General features: G+C 41.5%; 14 protein-coding genes and 2 pseudogenes. 8 read left to right on the top strand and 8 right to left on the bottom strand.

Annotated features, from left to right (window positions below):
• Positions 1–96 precede the first annotated feature (96 nt).
• Both F896_RS12355 and F896_RS12360 read left to right on the top strand, forming a co-directional pair.
• Positions 97–3,564 (top strand): indolepyruvate ferredoxin oxidoreductase family protein, encoded by a 3,468-nt coding sequence (locus F896_RS12355; protein ID WP_016163251.1) that lies wholly within the window; start codon positions 97–99, stop codon positions 3,562–3,564.
• A gap of 180 nt (positions 3,565–3,744) precedes the next feature.
• Complete coding sequence (locus tag F896_RS12360) at positions 3,745–4,935, top strand: acyl-CoA dehydrogenase (RefSeq protein WP_016163250.1); 1,191 nt, start codon at positions 3,745–3,747, stop codon at positions 4,933–4,935.
• Between the two features lie 53 nt (positions 4,936–4,988).
• On the opposite strand, the pseudogene F896_RS12365 reads toward F896_RS12360, so the two are convergent.
• Positions 4,989–5,456 (bottom strand): annotated as a pseudogene (locus F896_RS12365) (DNA glycosylase AlkZ-like family protein); the annotation flags it as partial.
• Between F896_RS12365 and F896_RS0119740 the strand changes: the two are divergent.
• From F896_RS0119740 to F896_RS12375, 3 genes and pseudogenes are all read left to right on the top strand, one after another.
• Positions 5,456–5,947: pseudogene (locus tag F896_RS0119740) on the top strand (MFS transporter); the annotation flags it as partial. The pseudogenes F896_RS12365 and F896_RS0119740 overlap by 1 nt on opposite strands.
• A gap of 118 nt (positions 5,948–6,065) precedes the next feature.
• Positions 6,066–6,437, top strand: a complete 372-nt coding sequence (locus tag F896_RS12370) for a copper resistance CopC family protein (RefSeq protein ID WP_016163247.1) — start codon at positions 6,066–6,068, stop codon at positions 6,435–6,437.
• An 83-nt stretch (positions 6,438–6,520) separates the two neighbouring features.
• Complete coding sequence (locus tag F896_RS12375) at positions 6,521–7,399, top strand: copper resistance D family protein (RefSeq protein WP_016163246.1); 879 nt, start codon at positions 6,521–6,523, stop codon at positions 7,397–7,399.
• 80 nt (positions 7,400–7,479) lie between these two features.
• Here F896_RS12375 and F896_RS12380 read toward each other — a convergent pair whose 3' ends face one another.
• Positions 7,480–8,703: an MFS transporter gene (locus F896_RS12380; protein ID WP_016163245.1), complete on the bottom strand. Its 1,224-nt coding sequence runs from the start codon at positions 8,701–8,703 to the stop codon at positions 7,480–7,482.
• Between the two features lie 96 nt (positions 8,704–8,799).
• Between F896_RS12380 and F896_RS12385 the strand changes: the two genes are divergently transcribed.
• Together F896_RS12385 and F896_RS12390 are read left to right on the top strand one after the other, a co-directional pair.
• A complete protein-coding gene (locus F896_RS12385; protein ID WP_016163244.1) occupies positions 8,800–9,249 on the top strand; it encodes a winged helix-turn-helix transcriptional regulator in 450 nt (149 codons plus the stop codon).
• 125 nt (positions 9,250–9,374) lie between these two features.
• Positions 9,375–10,154, top strand: coding sequence for a TorF family putative porin (locus F896_RS12390; protein ID WP_016163243.1), 780 nt, complete (start codon positions 9,375–9,377; stop codon positions 10,152–10,154).
• 68 nt (positions 10,155–10,222) lie between these two features.
• Here F896_RS12390 and F896_RS12395 read toward each other — a convergent pair whose 3' ends face one another.
• From F896_RS12395 to F896_RS12420, 6 genes are all read right to left on the bottom strand, one after another.
• Positions 10,223–10,669: a VOC family protein gene (locus F896_RS12395; RefSeq protein ID WP_016163242.1), complete on the bottom strand. Its 447-nt coding sequence runs from the start codon at positions 10,667–10,669 to the stop codon at positions 10,223–10,225.
• 143 nt (positions 10,670–10,812) lie between these two features.
• Positions 10,813–11,679, bottom strand: a complete 867-nt coding sequence (locus F896_RS12400; protein WP_016163241.1) for a cysteine ABC transporter substrate-binding protein — start codon at positions 11,677–11,679, stop codon at positions 10,813–10,815.
• Positions 11,680–11,712: 33 nt separating this feature from the next.
• Complete coding sequence (locus tag F896_RS12405) at positions 11,713–12,615, bottom strand: transporter substrate-binding domain-containing protein (RefSeq protein WP_016163240.1); 903 nt, start codon at positions 12,613–12,615, stop codon at positions 11,713–11,715.
• 18 nt (positions 12,616–12,633) lie between these two features.
• Positions 12,634–13,365: an amino acid ABC transporter ATP-binding protein gene (locus F896_RS12410; protein ID WP_016163239.1), complete on the bottom strand. Its 732-nt coding sequence runs from the start codon at positions 13,363–13,365 to the stop codon at positions 12,634–12,636.
• Positions 13,362–14,033 (bottom strand): amino acid ABC transporter permease, encoded by a 672-nt coding sequence (locus F896_RS12415; protein ID WP_016163238.1) that lies wholly within the window; start codon positions 14,031–14,033, stop codon positions 13,362–13,364. Before F896_RS12415 ends, F896_RS12410 begins: the two co-directional genes overlap by 4 nt.
• Positions 14,023–14,682: an amino acid ABC transporter permease gene (locus F896_RS12420; RefSeq protein WP_032812646.1), complete on the bottom strand. Its 660-nt coding sequence runs from the start codon at positions 14,680–14,682 to the stop codon at positions 14,023–14,025. The genes F896_RS12415 and F896_RS12420 overlap by 11 nt, the downstream gene beginning before the upstream one ends.
• A gap of 624 nt (positions 14,683–15,306) precedes the next feature.
• On the opposite strand from F896_RS12420, the gene F896_RS12425 reads away from it, so the two are divergent.
• Positions 15,307–16,149 (top strand): 2OG-Fe dioxygenase family protein, encoded by an 843-nt coding sequence (locus tag F896_RS12425; protein ID WP_016163237.1) that lies wholly within the window; start codon positions 15,307–15,309, stop codon positions 16,147–16,149.
• Positions 16,150–16,286: the final 137 nt, after the last annotated feature.

Here is a 16,286-nt window from a genome sequence, read left to right as displayed (position 1 = left end):
TCAATCTTTTTTTAAATATGTACTTACTCCAAATATTCAACCGGATGTTGAAAAAAGAAAGTAGTCAAAACTACACACAATTCTAAGGAGACATAAATGAATATAGCGACAAAAGTTACTTCAAAAATGATCGCTACTAAAGATGTATCACTGGATGATAAATATCTCAGTGATCACGGTTCGGCCTACATGACAGGCATACAAGCACTGGTTCGGTTACCTCTAGTACAGACTCGCCGTGATGAATTGAACGGGTTGCATACTGCTGGCTTCATTTCAGGTTATCGCGGTTCCCCTGTTGGGAATTATGACAATTTCCTTTGGCAAATTGGAAGCATACTTAAAGATCACCATGTCGTCTTTCAACCCGGTATCAATGAAGACCTGGCAGCAACTGCCATTTGGGGCACACAACAAGCCAATCTCGCAGGTCAGGGCAAATATGATGGTGTCACCTCATGGTGGTATGGCAAAGGCCCGGGTGTAGACCGCTCAGGTGATGTACTCCGCCATGCCAACCTTGCAGGAACTGCCGAACATAGTGGCGTGGTTGCCCTGTTTGGTGATGACCATTCCTGTAAATCTTCGACCGTACCCCACCAATCCGAACATGTGATGATGGGTTGTGGCATTCCAATTTTCTACCCAACTTCGGTGCAACATATTCTCGATTTGGGTGTCCATGCCGTGGCCATGTCACGTTTTGCTGGGGTCTGGACCTCAATGAAACTGGTTAGTGAGATTGTTGAGACTTCGGCTTCGGTCATTGTCGATCTAGATCGTGTCACACCTGTTTTACCAGAAATCGAGCTACCTGCCGATGGCATCCATATCCGCTGGCCAGATCATGGCATCCAACAGGAACAACGGCTATATCAATATCGCTTACCTGCTGTGCTGGCCTATGCCCGCGCCAATCAACTGAATCAGATCACATGGCCGTGTGAGCATGCCCGTATTGGTATTGCAGCCAGTGGTAAAGGCTATCTGGATACTATTGAAGCCTTGCGCATTCTCGGCATTGAAAATGAAACAGCGCAACAACTTGGTCTGCGGGTATATCAAGTTGGGTTGATCTGGCCTTTAGAACCGCAAGGTCTACGTGAATTTGCCGAGGGTTTACAAGAGCTGATTGTGGTCGAAGAAAAGCGTCCGATTCTTGAAGCACAAATTAAAGACGAATTGTATTCCCTGCCTGATGAACAACGTCCACATGTGATCGGCAAAGCCGTTCATGGTAAAGGTGAATGGAGTACTTCATTTGAAGAAGCACCGCTGATTGGGCATTACGAGTTCCAACCTGAACCGATTGCTAAAATGTTGGCAGCACGGTTTTTACAGTTAGATTTGCCTGAAAGTTTAAGACAGCAAATCCAGAGTCGTGTCGATTTACTGCATAAAGCTGAGCAAGAATCACGCCGCGTACTGGATTTGGCCGAGCGTAAACCGTATTTCTGCAGCGGTTGTCCGCATAACACCTCGACTGTCGTACCAGAAGGCAGTCGTGCACTGGGCGGCATCGGTTGCCACTATATTGCGGTGTCACTGGATCGCGGCACTGAAACCTTCTCGCAAATGGGGGGTGAAGGTGTGAGTTGGGCGGGTGCCTCACATTTCACCAATGAAAAGCATATTTTTGCCAATCTCGGTGACGGCACCTACTTCCATTCAGGCTATCTGGCGATTCGACAAGCCATTGCAGCAAACATCAACATTACCTATAAAATTCTCTATAACGATGCGGTTGCCATGACCGGTGGTCAGCATGTCGATGGACATTTGAGTGTTGCGCAACTGACTCGCCAACTCGATGCAGAAGGCATTCAAAAACAAGTAATTGTCACTGATGAACCTGAGCTGATTCATGCCGAAGAACATCTTGCACCACATGTAGAAATCCGTCATCGCAATGACCTCGATACAGTACAACGTGAATTACGTGATATTTCTGGGGTGACCGCTTTAATCTATGTGCAAACTTGTGCTAGTGAAAAACGTCGTCGCCGTAAACGTGATGCTTATCCTGACCCTGCTGAACGTCTCTACATCAATAGTGACATTTGTGAAGGCTGTGGAGATTGTTCTAAAAAATCAAATTGCCTGTCGATTGAACCAGTAGAAACTGCTTTGGGTACCAAACGTCAGATTAATCAAAGCAGCTGTAATAAAGACTTCACCTGTGTCGAAGGCTTCTGCCCAAGCTTTGTCACCGTGCATACCCGAGATATGAAACGCCCCGCCAAGTTTGAAGGTTTTGCCACAGGTTGGCCTGAACGCCCCTTCATTCCTCAACTTGTTGATACACCGAATCGTATTATGGTCGGTGGTGTGGGTGGCACAGGTGTGGTCACCGTTGGGGCTTTACTGGGCATGGCCGCGCATCTGGAAGGTAAAGCCACCCGCGTCATGGACATGGCAGGACTGGCGCAAAAAGGCGGTACGGTATATTCCTATATCCAAATTGCCGCAGATGATGCGCAAATTTCATCGACCAAAATCCCAGAACATCAATGTGACCTATTGATTGGTGCCGATGCCATTGTGGCGGGCAGTAATGCCGCGCTATCCCGCTTAAAACCCAATGCGATGGTGATCGTCAATGAAGATGGTTCACCCACCTCTGACTTTATTAACAAACGTGACTGGTATGCACCGATTCATGATTTAATTGATCGTCTGCGTGGTCGTGTCCACAAAGAAAATCTGCTCTCCTTACCTGCGGCACGGATCGCAACACAGGTTCTAGGTGATGCCATCTATGCCAATCAACTGCTCTTGGGGATGGCATGGCAATCAGGGCAAATTCCACTGTTACGTGAAAGTATTGAAAAAGCCATTCAACTCAACGGCACAGCAATTGATAAAAACCTAGAAGCCTTCCGTATTGGATGCCACCTAGCCAGTGACCCGAGCCTAATTACCCGTTTACTCGACAGCTTGCCAAAAAGTAATGCGCCGCAAACACTGGCTGAACTGATCAATGATCGCACTTTACGTTTGCAAGACTATTGGAATGAAGCCTATGCCAATCAATATAGAATGTTATTGGAACAGGTTGCTAAATTGCTGCCTGAAGCACTGGCAAAAACCATCGCAACCCAACTGTATCGTGTCATGGCCTATAAAGATGAATATGAAGTGGCACGTTTACTGACAGGTGCAAACTTTAAACAGTCGATTGAATCGCAATTTGGTCGTGATGTACGTTTATCCTATCATCTCGCGCCACCAACACTGGGGACCAATGTACGTAAACGAATCTTTGGCTACTGGATGCGTTTTCCAATGATGTTGCTGGCACGGTTACAATGGTTAAGAGAAAGCTTCTTCGATCCATTTACTCGTCAGCAAGAGCGCCAACATGAACAGGCATGGCGAGACCGTTATATCACCTTTGTTGAAACCCTAATCTCATCACCAAATAGCTATAATTTGATTGTTGCAGAACAGATTGCCGAACTGCCTGCTGAAGTCCGTGGTTTTGGACATATCAAAATGCAGGCCATGCAAGTCGCAAACCAACGCTGGGATGAGTTGTCAGCTGATCTCACTAACAAAGTCTAAGCACCAATAAATCACTGACTGAGCAGATCCAATTTCTAAGGAGATGCTTGGTCAGCTGATTAAAATTTAATTGCAGCACATCCCAAATAAGTTAAAGTATTTCGACTTAAGCTGAGTTTACCAAACAGCTCAGCCGAGAAAATGATAAGAACTTGCTAGAACAATCATGAAGGAATAAAAATGAGCCGTGTTGAATTTCGCTGGGATGACCCTTTTTTAATTGAACAACAACTGAGCGAAGAAGAACGCATGATTCGTGATACAGCCCATGCATTCTGCCAAGACAAGTTAATGCCACGGGTGCTTGATCAATTCCGCCATGAAACAACCGATCCGCATATCTTTAGAGAAATGGGTGAGTTAGGTTTACTAGGTGCAACTATCCCAGAACAGTATGGCGGTGCAGGCTTAAATTATGTGAGTTATGGTCTGATTGCCCGTGAAATTGAACGTGTTGACTCGGGCTATCGTTCAATGGCCAGTGTGCAAAGCTCATTGGTGATGGTTCCCATTCATGAATTTGGGACTGAACAACAAAAGCAAAAATATTTACCCAAACTTGCGACAGGTGAATGGATTGGCTGCTTTGGCCTAACCGAACCAGATCATGGTTCAGATCCAGGCAGTATGGCCTGTCGCGCCAAAAAAGTACAAGGTGGCTACCGTTTAACTGGCGCCAAGATGTGGATTACCAACAGCCCAATTGCAGATGTATTTGTGGTGTGGGCCAAAGAACTTTCGCCTGAAGGAAATGTCGGCCCGATCCGTGGCTTTATTTTAGAAAAAGGTTGGCAAGGGCTTTCTGCCCCTGCAATTCACGGCAAAGTCGGCTTAAGATCGTCTATTACGGGTGAAATTGTGATGGATCAAGTCTTTGTTCCTGAAGAAAATGCATTTCCAGAAGTGCGTGGCTTAAAAGGTCCTTTCACCTGTTTAAACAGTGCCCGTTATGGCATTGCTTGGGGCGCCATGGGTGCAGCCGAGTTTTGCTGGCATACTGCACGCCAATACACACTGGATCGAAAGCAGTTTGACAAACCACTGGCCGCCAACCAACTGATTCAAAAAAAGTTGGCAGACATGCAAACAGAAATTGCGCTCGGTTTACAGATTGCCCTTCGTTTTGGTCGAATGAAAGATGACGGCATTGCCTCAGTTGAAGCGACCTCTCTGATTAAACGCAATAACTGTGGCAAGGCCTTGGAGATTGCCCGTTTGGCGCGAGATATGTTAGGCGGAAACGGAATTAGTGATGAGTTTGGTGTCGCCCGTCATCTGGTTAATCTTGAAGTCGTGAATACCTATGAAGGGACGCATGATGTGCATGCCTTGATCTTAGGTCGTGCCCAAACAGGACTCGCAGCGTTCTAAAGCGAAGTGACTATTGAGACAAAACGGCGAGCATCAAAGATTGATTACTCGCCCTATCCCATCTTGATCTTATCTAAATCAATACTCGTACATTGATTAAACTGAGCGAAACGCTGTAATTCTCGCTTTAGTGCAAGCAAAAATGAATCTCGATCCTGCAGTTTAGCCTCTTGCACATGCAAACTAATCACTTCTAATCTCTTTTCACGACGATGTACTTTACAATCAATTTGCCCCACAAAATCATCCGCATAAAGCAGCGGTAAGCAGAAATAACCATATTGTCTTTTGGCTGCAGGCACATAACATTCAATACGATAATCAAATCCAAATAAGCTACTTAAACGCTCACGATGAATGACCAGATTATCGAACGGAGACAATATTTTAACCTCCGTTTGGATGTTCGGCTCCTGCTCTAACACGGTGCTGGCCACATAAACTGTTTGCCCACTTTCAAGCTTAATCAGGTTGATCACACCTGCATCAATCTGCTCATCGAGTAATTTACGCATGATTTCTATGGGGGCATGCAGCCTTTCAATGGAATGCCTTCTGGATCGGTCTTTCTTTAGGGATGTTTGGTCTATGCCAAATGTTGGTTCAGGCTCTTGTTCCTCAACATGCCTCAAAATACTTGGGTGATCGCAACACTGTCTTTGTGGGGATGAGCTGTACTTGTCTCGCCTTAGGGGTCATGGCCTTTGCTCAGCAAGGCTGGATCATTTTTGCCATCATGCCTCTTTTCGCCATAGGCAGTATCGGTACACCCTCTTTACAAGCCTTGGCTTCACAAAAAGTCTCACCTGAACAGCAAGGTCAGTTTCAAGGCATTATTGCATCGACAATCAGTTTGGCCTCAATGTTTGCCCCCCTGTTGTTTTCTACGCTGTATTTTCAATTTCAAGCTAAATGGCCGGGTGCAATCTGGCTGAGTGTGGTCATAATTTATCTGCTTGCACTGCCTATTGTGATTCGTAGCCTCAAGCCAAACATGCAACCCTCAAAATGACAAAAACGTAATTTTCCTGTCGTTCAGAAGTACTGATGCAGCTTGGATAATCAAACATGAAACCAGATGGTGCTGATTGTGCCATTTCCCATACATCATGCTTCAAAGAGGATAAGAAATGAGTTTTGTGCAAAACAGTAAAACCATGCTACGCAACCTGATCGTCGGTACAACCCTCACCATCGCCACATCAACAGCCTTTGCACATGTGAGCTTGATCAGTGCCACACCCGCTGCAAATACCACAGTTTCAACCCAACCTAAAAATTTAAGCCTTAATTTTGCTGATGAGGTGATGTTAATGAAGATTCAAGTTTTAGATGAACAACGCCGAGAACTACCACTGAATTATAAAGTCAGCCATGACCTGAAAAAAACCTTTGATGTTGCTCTGCCAACACTAAAAAAAGGCAAATATACCGTGCTTTGGAGCACCATGGGCAAAGATGGCCATAACATGAATGGCGAATATAGCTTCACCTTGAAATAAGGCAAATACCATTAAAAAATCTATGAATAGCTTAGTAGCTCCAGCATGAGTTGGTGAGCTATTCATACAAAGGAATAAAAATAATGTCTGAATACTGGATGTTTGCCGCTTGGTTCAACAAAGTAAGCCTTTATCTCGGCATGATTATGGTCATTGGTGGTTCATTCTGCTATTTCCTACTAGGCCGTTATAGTGCAATAAAAAGTACCATTGTCCAATATATGACACTTGGTGCAGTGTTAGGATTGATCTCTAGCGCTTTAGCTTTCTTACTTTTGATTGGTAGCTTTGCAAACACTGGCCTCTTCGGCATGTTTGATTTGACCTATATCAATATTGTACTGAATACCTCAACGGGGCATACTCATCTGATTCGTATTGTCAGCTTTGCGCTAATACTTACCCTGTTATTGGTTAAACTCCATCAAAAAAGTACCCATATCAAAAGCTTTGAGAAAATTCTCTTCACTATACCCTTAGTGCTTATTGTATATAGTTTTTCTCAACTGGGTCATGTCACCAATCTCTCTATTTTTGCTCAGCTTTTATTGACTGTGCATGTACTTTTAATGTCTGTCTGGATGGGATCACTGTACCCATTATGGAAAACCAGCCACCGCATAAGTGGACTGCCATTAAAACAGTCTATGCATTTATTTGGGCGGATTGCGGCATTTATTGTGGTGATTTTAATTGCATGTGGCGTCAGCATAGCTCTGCTCTTGTTTAAGGATTTTGATAGCCTCATCGCCACGCCTTATGGACAAGGTTTTATCATTAAACTGTTATTTGTGATCAGCATCTTATTATTAGCAGCTTTTAATAAATGGTATTTCACCCCGCGTTTACAACAACCTCGATTTGCAAAACAGTTGGGCTATGCCATTTTGTTTGAAATGTCTTTGGGCTTTTTGATTCTCATGACAACGGCGTATATTACGACCGTTGTTGGAATCGAGTAATTTATTATAAAAAATCAATATGTTGATGCTAATTCCAATATCTCTTGATTAACCTTATGTTTCTACACAATGTCTAATGACTATTTAACATGCCGTGTTAAGTACCAAAATAATAATGCCATTAGACTTCCGCAGGCACCCAGTAGGCAAACGCCATACCATCCCGCTTTTGCATAGGTGATGGTTGTACTGATTGCTCCCAATCCACTGCCTACGGCATAGAACAACATATAGAGTCCAATTAAGCGGCTTTGATTGCCCTGTTCAGTTTGTAAGATCATGCTTTGATTGGTAACGTGTAAAGCTTGCCCGCCCAGATCAAGTAATAAAATACCGATGATTAATGCCACAATTGAGTATTCAATTTGAGAGAATACCAACCAAGACAACAAGATGACGAGCAATGCAAAAGCACTGGTTTTTTGCGCAAAGCCTTGATCTGCCCATCGTCCAGCTTTTGTAGCCATTAATGCACCCAGAACCCCAACCAAACCAAATGCACCAATTGCTGTATGTGAATACTGATAAGGAGGAGAACTCAACAATAATGCCAATGCACTCCAAAAAATATTAAACACTGCAAACATCAGCAACGCCAATATGCCTCGTATTTGTAATAGCTTATTTTGATAAAGCAAACTTAACATTGACAAAATCAAGCGAGGATAACCCAGCGTGTTCTGTGTATTAGATCGTACTGGCAGGGATTTCCAAAGTGGGAATGCAATCATCAGCATCAGTGCTGCCGCACAAAAATATACGCTCCTCCATCCAGCTAAATCGCTCACGCCCCCAGAAAAAACACGTGCTAATAGCAATCCGATAAACACGCCACTTTGTGCTGTACCTACGACATATCCGCGCTCATGTGATTCGGCAACACTTGCAGCATAGGCAATCAGTCCCTGTGTCATGGCGGTCCCTAACATGCCAACAGTAAACATACTTACAAATAAGCCTAGAGTCGTTTTAGTGATACTCACAGCAGTCAATGCAACCACGAGTGCGAATAGCTGTAATAACATTAAACGTCTGCGATCGACTCGATCACCCAATGGGACTAACAATAATAAAGCGATCGCACAGCCAATTTGAGTCACGAGAATGACACTACCAACCATTGCATAACTGATAGCCAAATCCGTTGCAATTGCATCGAGCAATGGTTGCGCATAATAGACATTGGCAACGCTGAGTCCACTTGCAATTGCAAATAACCACACTAAACGGGTTGGCAATTTTTTTGACTGGATTAAAAGATGCTTTTCATTTTGTGATAAAGCAGATGTACAGGGACTATTCATCGCAGAGCCAAGCTAGTTTCAAATTAAAACTAGTTGAACCATAAGCCATCTAGTTTTAAAATGCAACTAACTTGATCTACCTGTTCCGAGAATGAGATGTCACCAGATAAAACCTCCCTAGATGAACCTTGCCCTGTTGCACGTTGTGTTGATGTGATTGGAGATCGTTGGTCATTGCTGATTATTCGAGATGTGATGGATGGGATACATCGCTTTGGTGATCTACAACGTAGTTTGAGTGTTGCGCGTAATATTTTGTCCAACAGACTACATAAATTGATTGATGCTGAAATTCTAGAAATGCGAGCCGCGTCTGATGGCACAGCCTATCAAGAATATGTTTTGACGGATAAAGGAAAGCAGCTATTCCCTATCGTGGTTGCATTACGTCAATGGGGTGAGCAATATCTATTTGGGAAAAATGAAGCGCATTCTGTCCTTATTGAAAAATCAACAGAAAAACCTGTTCCATTGATGATACCCACCTCAAATGAAGGGAATCTTTTAAGCACCAGTACCACAGAAGTATTAAAACTAAATCCATAGCCTATAAAATATGCGTTAAAAATTTATGCTTTATTTATGCATAATTTACGATAATTTTATTATTTATCAACAAATTAAAATCTAACATACCTCATATTAAATTTAACTCATCTTCTGAGGATGTTATGAAAGGTTTTTATCAATTATTGGTTTTGATTACAGCTTGCTCATCAAATTATGCATTTGCATCAGATCAGCCCGCAACATCGAATTTAGTTCTGAGTGGGAATGTCGCTTTGGCCAGTGAATATCGCTGGCGTGGTCAAACTCAAACCAAAAATGATGCAGCGTTTCAAGGCAACTTTCTTTTAAATCATTCCTCAGGATTCTATGCCGCAGCTTTCGCATCAAATGTCGATTTTGGTGATGAAGCACACTTAGAACTGGATCCTTTTATTGGCTATACGGCTCCGATTAGCTTAGGGAACTTCCGACCTACACTTGATATCGGTATGCTGCGTTATAATTATGTGGGCAAAAGTGATTTAAATTATAATGAATACTATCTCAAAATGATCATCAATAGCGCTTTGAACGATGGTGATAGCTTTACACCGAGTATCAGCTATACCCCTCAATACGGCGGCAAAGCAATTCGCCAAAACGTCGGTGAAAATGTTAATAATTGGTATTTTAACCTTTTATATAGCACTCCAATTGCCGAAACCCACTTTGGTGCCGTTGCGAGCTTAGGCTATTCCAAAGCAAGCCGAGAAATTTATGGAGGAGATCCTAAAGATCATTTTATCGATTGGAAAATTGCTGCGAATTATAATTACAAACCGATGAACTTAAGTGCGGAACTGGCTGCGATTGGAACCGATCTTGATACCTCTGGTTATTCCGACAGCAATAAAAAAGGCGTTAAAACTGCCGCAGTGTTTAGCTTGACCAAGTCTTTTTAGAATAAAGATAAGTGAAGTACAGCAAGCATCAACAAATATGCAGGCTTGCTGTATGAGATCACATTATTTTACATGGATTTACGCTGAAAACCTTGTTGCTCCAATAGCTGAGCCCGAGTTTCATAATCGACAATTTCAAGTACCTGATGTAATAACCACATATAGCCAAACGGATCTTTAAACATCGCATTTTTGATGCCCATTTTAGGCATATCATGTACCGCCTGAATGACAGCAGCACCCGCATCAACCGCTTGCTGCAATGTTTTCTCTATATCTGTGACGGTAATATTAAACCAAATCGGGATATAGCTTTCTCGGGTAGGTGCCAGCAATTGGAAATCAGGGTTTTCATCCAGCATATGAAAATGAACCCCATGAATACTCATAATCACACTATTTTGTCCAACGACAAAATCACCGACTTCGATTCTTTCAACCTCAAAAACCCGCTCATAAAACGCCAATGCAGTCATGCTATCTTTTACGATAAAATCTATTTCTGTGGTTTGCATCTGCTTTTTCTCTGTGTTTTTTTTCATTCTAATCGGCAATTTTTTGACCACTGTCTATACTTTGTAATACACATCTATTTGTAGTCACAAAAAAGCCAAGCGAGATTTAATCTTGCTTGGCTTTTAAATCAATTGAAAAAAGATTATTCAATAATTAAATCTTTGGCAGGAATACCATCACCATAAACAGGTTTTAAAGTCTTTTCATAAGCTTGATGGATGACTCCTTGTTTGGCTAGTTTTTCCAAATCTTGATTTAACCAATCCAATAATTCTTTATTGCCCTTCTGTACCGCTGGTGCAATTAAATCCTGCTCACCGAGATTAGTGATACCCACGGTATAATTTGGATTTTCTTTTGCCCAAGCTAAGACCAACAAATTGTCATGGGCCAATGCCACGCCACGACCATCTTTTAAAGCATCAAAAGTTTCTGTGTTTTGCTCATACTTTTGCAACTTAATTTCAGGGTGCTGTTTACTAAAGAATGAATCGGCTGTTGTACCTTTATTGACGAGCAAAGTTTGATCCTTTAATTGCGCAAGATCGGTAATCGGCTTGTCTTTAGGTGACACCACTCCCAAGGCGACTTTTAAATAAGGCTTGGCAAAATCCACCACTTGTTCACGTTCAGGTGTCACGGTGAAATTGGCAAAAATAATATCGACTTTATTGGCTTTCAGATATTCAACTCGATTGGCCGCTTCTGTCAGTACGAACTGAACTTTATTTTCATCGCCCAATAAATCTTTGGCCACATGTTTGGCTATTTCAACATCAAAGCCCTGATTTTTACCTTGTGCGTCTAGATAACCAAACGGTGGCTTATCACTAAACACCCCAATACGCACCACTCCATTTTTTTTGATCTGTTCAATGCTGGAGACTTGCGTTGAGGACTCAGCCGGTTTCTCTGCTGACTGTGGATTTTTATTACACGCCGTCAGTCCTAAACTAAATATAGAAGCCAACAGTAATTTTTGAATATTTGAAAATGTTATTGTTTGCATACGTTCACCTATTTTTAACGTTATAAAAATCTGTTATTGCTTGGGGATATCAACATCCAAAAAGATATTCGGATTCACTTTTTCGCCATAAATCGGCTTCAATGTTTGGTCATAAATCTTTTGAACTTCACCTGTCGTTCTGAGCTGTTTAATTTCATCATTGAGCCAGTGCAGTAATTGGGTATTGCCCTTCTTCACGCCCGCTGCAATAAAATCTTCGTTACCAATTTGTGGAATACCCGCCACATAATTCGGATTCTTGGCTGCCCATGCCAGTGCATAGGTACTGTCTTGTGAAATGGCATCGCCCCGACCATCAATCAGTGCATTAAACGCATCGGTATTTTGACCAAATTTCAATAAATGAATTTTGGGGTAGTTCTTACTGAAATAAATCTCCGAGCTTGAGCCCTTATTTACAATTAAGGTTTTGCCTTCAAGACTTTTAACATCAGTAATGGCTTTGGCTTTTGGAGAGACAATCCCTAACGATGCTTTTAAATAAGGCTCGGAAAAATCAACCACCTGTTGCCGTTCTGGTGTCACAGAAAAGCTGGCAAAAACCACATCAACTTTTCCTGATTTAAGAAACTCAACCCGATTGGCGGCTTCAGCCACTACAAACTGAATTTTATTTTCATCACCCAGTAAATCTTGAGTGACACGCTTAGCCAGTGCCACATCAAAGCCCTGATTTTTGCCTGCACTATCGACATAACCAAAAGGTGGATTGTCCGCAAATACACCAACCCGCAATACACCATTTTTCCGAATCTGTTCCAGTGAAGTATCTTGTGCCGTAGTTTTGGGTTCAGAGGAAGCGGGTTGATTACAACCCGTCAACACTCCAACTATCAACACACAAGTGATGCCCAGACCAAACATTTTTGTTTTTGAAAAAGAGTGCTGTTGCCCAATTGCTAAATTCAATCTCATAAAATCCTCTTATCGTTTTTAATAATTCAAAATATTGAGAAAGGTTCTTGCACGTTCCGTCTGCGGATGCTGAAAAAATGCTTCTGGCGAGCTTTGTTCAATGATCTTGCCCTTATCCATAAAAATAATGCGATCCGCCACTTTGCGGGCAAAACCCATTTCATGAGTCACAATCAACATGGTCATACCTTCCTGTGCCAGTTTCAGCACCACATCTAGCACTTCCCGCACCATTTCAGGATCTAAAGCTGCTGTAATTTCATCCAGTAAGATCACTTTCGGTTTCATCACCAGAGCACGGACGATGGCGATCCGCTGTTTCTGACCACCCGATAAATTGGAGGGATAATCATATTTACGATCCAGTAATCCCACGCGCTGCAACAATTGATCAGCCAGCTGTTCCACTTCTGCGCGTTGGCGTTTTTGTGCTTTTAGAGGACCCAGCAAGATGTTATCAATCACATTCATATGCTTGAATAATTCATAGTTCTGGAACACCATCCCAATCTGTTGGCGCACGTTATCCCACGGCAAGTCCTGCCCCAACACCCCCACATCTTTAAGCTGAATTTCACCTTCTTGAATGGGTTCTAATCCGTTCATACAGCGTAGCAAAGTGCTTTTTCCACAACCTGATGGTCCCAAAATCACCACCACTTCACCTTGTTGTACGTCCAGATCAATGCCATGCAAGATATGACTTTGTTTATAAAACTTGTGTAAATGCTGTATCGATAACAAAGTCATGCGTTCTCCCACACTTTTTCTAAATGCGCTGCTAAAAGCGATAATGGATAACAAATCAGGAAATAAAGAATAAAGATGAAACCGTAAATCCACAGCGATGCGCTGGGTACAGTCAATAATGAGTTTTCAATAATCTGCTGCCCCACTTTTAAGACTTCCACCATCCCGATCAGTACAGCTAATGAACTGGTTTTAATCATTCGGGTAAACAAATTTAATGCACCAGGTGTTACCCGTTTTAAACTTTGCGGGAAAATCACATATGTTAAAGCTTGGATATGATTCAAGCCCACTGCATAGGCCGAATCACGTTGATGCTGATCAATTGAGGTGATCGAAGCACGTACCAGATCGCCCATTTCCGCAGTTCCCCACAAGGTAAATACAAAAATACAGACCCAAAACGATGACAACTGCCAGTTAAACCACGTTGCGAAACCAAAATAGAAAACAAACAATAAGACGAGGATTGGCACAATTCGTATGGTTTCCAGATAGAAACGGCACAGAATTTTGACCAGCATATTTTTTGAGGTCATGATTACCCCAAAAACTGTTCCGAAAATGGCGGATATAAACACGGATAGAAATGCAATTTCGATGGTTTGCAGCAAGCCATACAGCAAACGTTCGACATGGCTCGGTTGAAATAAATACTCAAGTCCCATGGCTCACCTTCCGACTACGGTATTCCAAATAACTCGTTAAAGCTGATACAGGTAACAAGATAATCAGATAGGCCATGATTAATAGGAATAAAGCCTCTGTGGTTTTGTAATCCATCCCAATCAAGTCTTTAGTCACAAACAGGAGTTCCACCACTGCAATGGCACTCAAGATGGAGCTTTCTTTGATCAAGAATAAGCAGTTCGCACCAATGGCTGGAATAGACAATGACAATGCTTGCGGAAACACCACATACTGAAAGACTTGCACGGCGTTGAGACCCACACTTCGAGCAGAATCAATCTGCCCTTGCGCAACTGACTGTAAGCCTGCACGAAAGGCTTCTGCCATATAGCTGCCACCTAAAAAAGTCAGACCAATCACACCACAGGTAAATCCATCGAGTTTGATCCCGATCTTAGGCAAACCGTAGTAAAGAAAAAATAGCTGAATGAGCAAGGGTGTATTGCGGGAAACCTCGATATAGACTTTGACAATTTTATTGAGTACTCGAACCTGATAAGTGCTGATTACGCTACAGATCAGCCCTAATAAAATAGATAACACGATACCAATCAAGGAGATTTTTAAGGTCATGAGGGTTGCCGCATAGAACTGCGGCAGCACACTCTGTATATACTGCCAATCCAAAGAAAACATCCGAATGAAAAATTGATTCTTTTGATAAATACGTTGTTGTTATTTATCTTAGGATGAGTCTATGCTGATTGAAATTTCACATGAAATATTATTATTTGCTAAGCTTTGCTGAAATTTGGATGATTCGATTTATATCTAATTCAAACAGTTAAATTCTTTACTGCAGCAAAGCATATGTATGGATATCAAAAAAACAGAGAACGCTTCTATTTTAGTAAAATAATATAAGATAAAAATGATTAAAAATTTTAAGTAGCACGAGAAAACTGTACTACGCTATAAATCTCGAAAAAAAACTTAACCTAATCAACAGCCATCTAAATAAATGATTAAAATATAATAAAATCGACAGATAACCTAAATAAAATATTCCCTACATAGAAAACAGATAAATACATTCAATAAAAATTAAAACAAACGCCTAAACCTTCCGACATATTTTGAGAGAATTATTAAAAAAACCTTAACGCTCGAGCAAGCTTTTGTATTTCATATAAAATTAACCGTTTGTTATATTAAAACATATGATTATTAATAATAATTATATTTGAATTTAACAAATTTTAAATATTTTATCTAGACTATTAAATACCCAAGTTGATAAAAGGTCCGCTCATGTTAGTAGAAGAAAATCTAGCAACTAAAGACATACTTTCAAGTTATCAATCACCTTTCACCTACGATTTTAAATTTTCAACACTCAAAGAGAGTTTGCGACAAAATGGCTTTATTCAATATAAAGCGTCGGACATCGATATTGAGTCAAAGATAACCATTGCAAGAGAATTCAAAGCCTTAGAACAAGATCCCTTTTCAGCAGCTGAGAATCATCGCTTTATACGCTATGGCAATGCCTTAATCCTCCCTTGGGAAAAACAGATCAGACCAATTTGGTTACCCACAACCTTGTCTGAAGATGATCAGGAACTCTCAGGATATGATCAGGGAAATATTACATCTGGACAGGATTCGATTCGCTATTTCAATGCACTGAGTCAAAATGTAAAGCTGTCTCACTATCTGAATCAATTAATTACTGAAGACTATGCGCTTACTTTTGGGTTAAAGGAATATTATCTGCCAATTTATGTCGGCATACATTTCGTTAAATTGACTTCAGATGTGCAGAACTTAGGAATCAATATGCCTGATAGTTTCCATCAGGATGGTAAGCCATTTACCTTTGCCCACCTATTCTATCGAAGCAGCAACATTACTGGCGGAGAGAATTACATTGCCAGCCCCAGCGAAAAGAATAAACGCTTAGAAGATGTAAATGCTGAGAATATTTATACGCACTTCACTTTAAAGAATATTCTAGACAGTTTTGCGATGCATCACTCCTCTGTGTGCCATTACATATCGCCAATTCAAAAGATTCCCAACAACCAACTCAGCTATTTAGGTGAAAGATGGGTCATCTTGATTGATTTCTCATTAACAAAGCAAAAAATATGATCAATAAACTTCACAACAATTGCCCCTCCTTTCTGTACTATCAGATTGGAGGATTGAAAGAATCAGCAAACCGGCTATAGGTGTAAAATAGTTAAAACAGTTATTTAAATGCTGAGAATATTTATACGCACTTCACT

The organism is Acinetobacter genomosp. 15BJ, assembly GCF_000400715.1.
GTDB lineage: Bacteria > Pseudomonadota > Gammaproteobacteria > Pseudomonadales > Moraxellaceae > Acinetobacter.
The sequence above is the reverse complement of the archived record's forward strand: the minus strand, read 5'-3'. Positions and strand labels throughout refer to the sequence as shown.

Bases quoted from the DNA above. Each gene is read 5' to 3' on its own strand.
- F896_RS12355 (WP_016163251.1), top strand. From the start codon at position 97: ATGAATATAGCGACAAAAGTTACTTCAAAAATGATCGCTACTAAAGAT.
- F896_RS12360 (WP_016163250.1), top strand. From the start codon at position 3,745: ATGAGCCGTGTTGAATTTCGCTGGGATGACCCTTTTTTAATTGAACAA.
- F896_RS12370 (WP_016163247.1), top strand. From the start codon at position 6,066: ATGAGTTTTGTGCAAAACAGTAAAACCATGCTACGCAACCTGATCGTC.
- F896_RS12375 (WP_016163246.1), top strand. From the start codon at position 6,521: ATGTCTGAATACTGGATGTTTGCCGCTTGGTTCAACAAAGTAAGCCTT.
- F896_RS12380 (WP_016163245.1), bottom strand. From the start codon at position 8,703: ATGAATAGTCCCTGTACATCTGCTTTATCACAAAATGAAAAGCATCTT.
- F896_RS12385 (WP_016163244.1), top strand. From the start codon at position 8,800: ATGTCACCAGATAAAACCTCCCTAGATGAACCTTGCCCTGTTGCACGT.
- F896_RS12390 (WP_016163243.1), top strand. From the start codon at position 9,375: ATGAAAGGTTTTTATCAATTATTGGTTTTGATTACAGCTTGCTCATCA.
- F896_RS12395 (WP_016163242.1), bottom strand. From the start codon at position 10,669: ATGCAAACCACAGAAATAGATTTTATCGTAAAAGATAGCATGACTGCA.
- F896_RS12400 (WP_016163241.1), bottom strand. From the start codon at position 11,679: ATGCAAACAATAACATTTTCAAATATTCAAAAATTACTGTTGGCTTCT.
- F896_RS12405 (WP_016163240.1), bottom strand. From the start codon at position 12,615: ATGAGATTGAATTTAGCAATTGGGCAACAGCACTCTTTTTCAAAAACA.
- F896_RS12410 (WP_016163239.1), bottom strand. From the start codon at position 13,365: ATGACTTTGTTATCGATACAGCATTTACACAAGTTTTATAAACAAAGT.
- F896_RS12415 (WP_016163238.1), bottom strand. From the start codon at position 14,033: ATGGGACTTGAGTATTTATTTCAACCGAGCCATGTCGAACGTTTGCTG.
- F896_RS12425 (WP_016163237.1), top strand. From the start codon at position 15,307: ATGTTAGTAGAAGAAAATCTAGCAACTAAAGACATACTTTCAAGTTAT.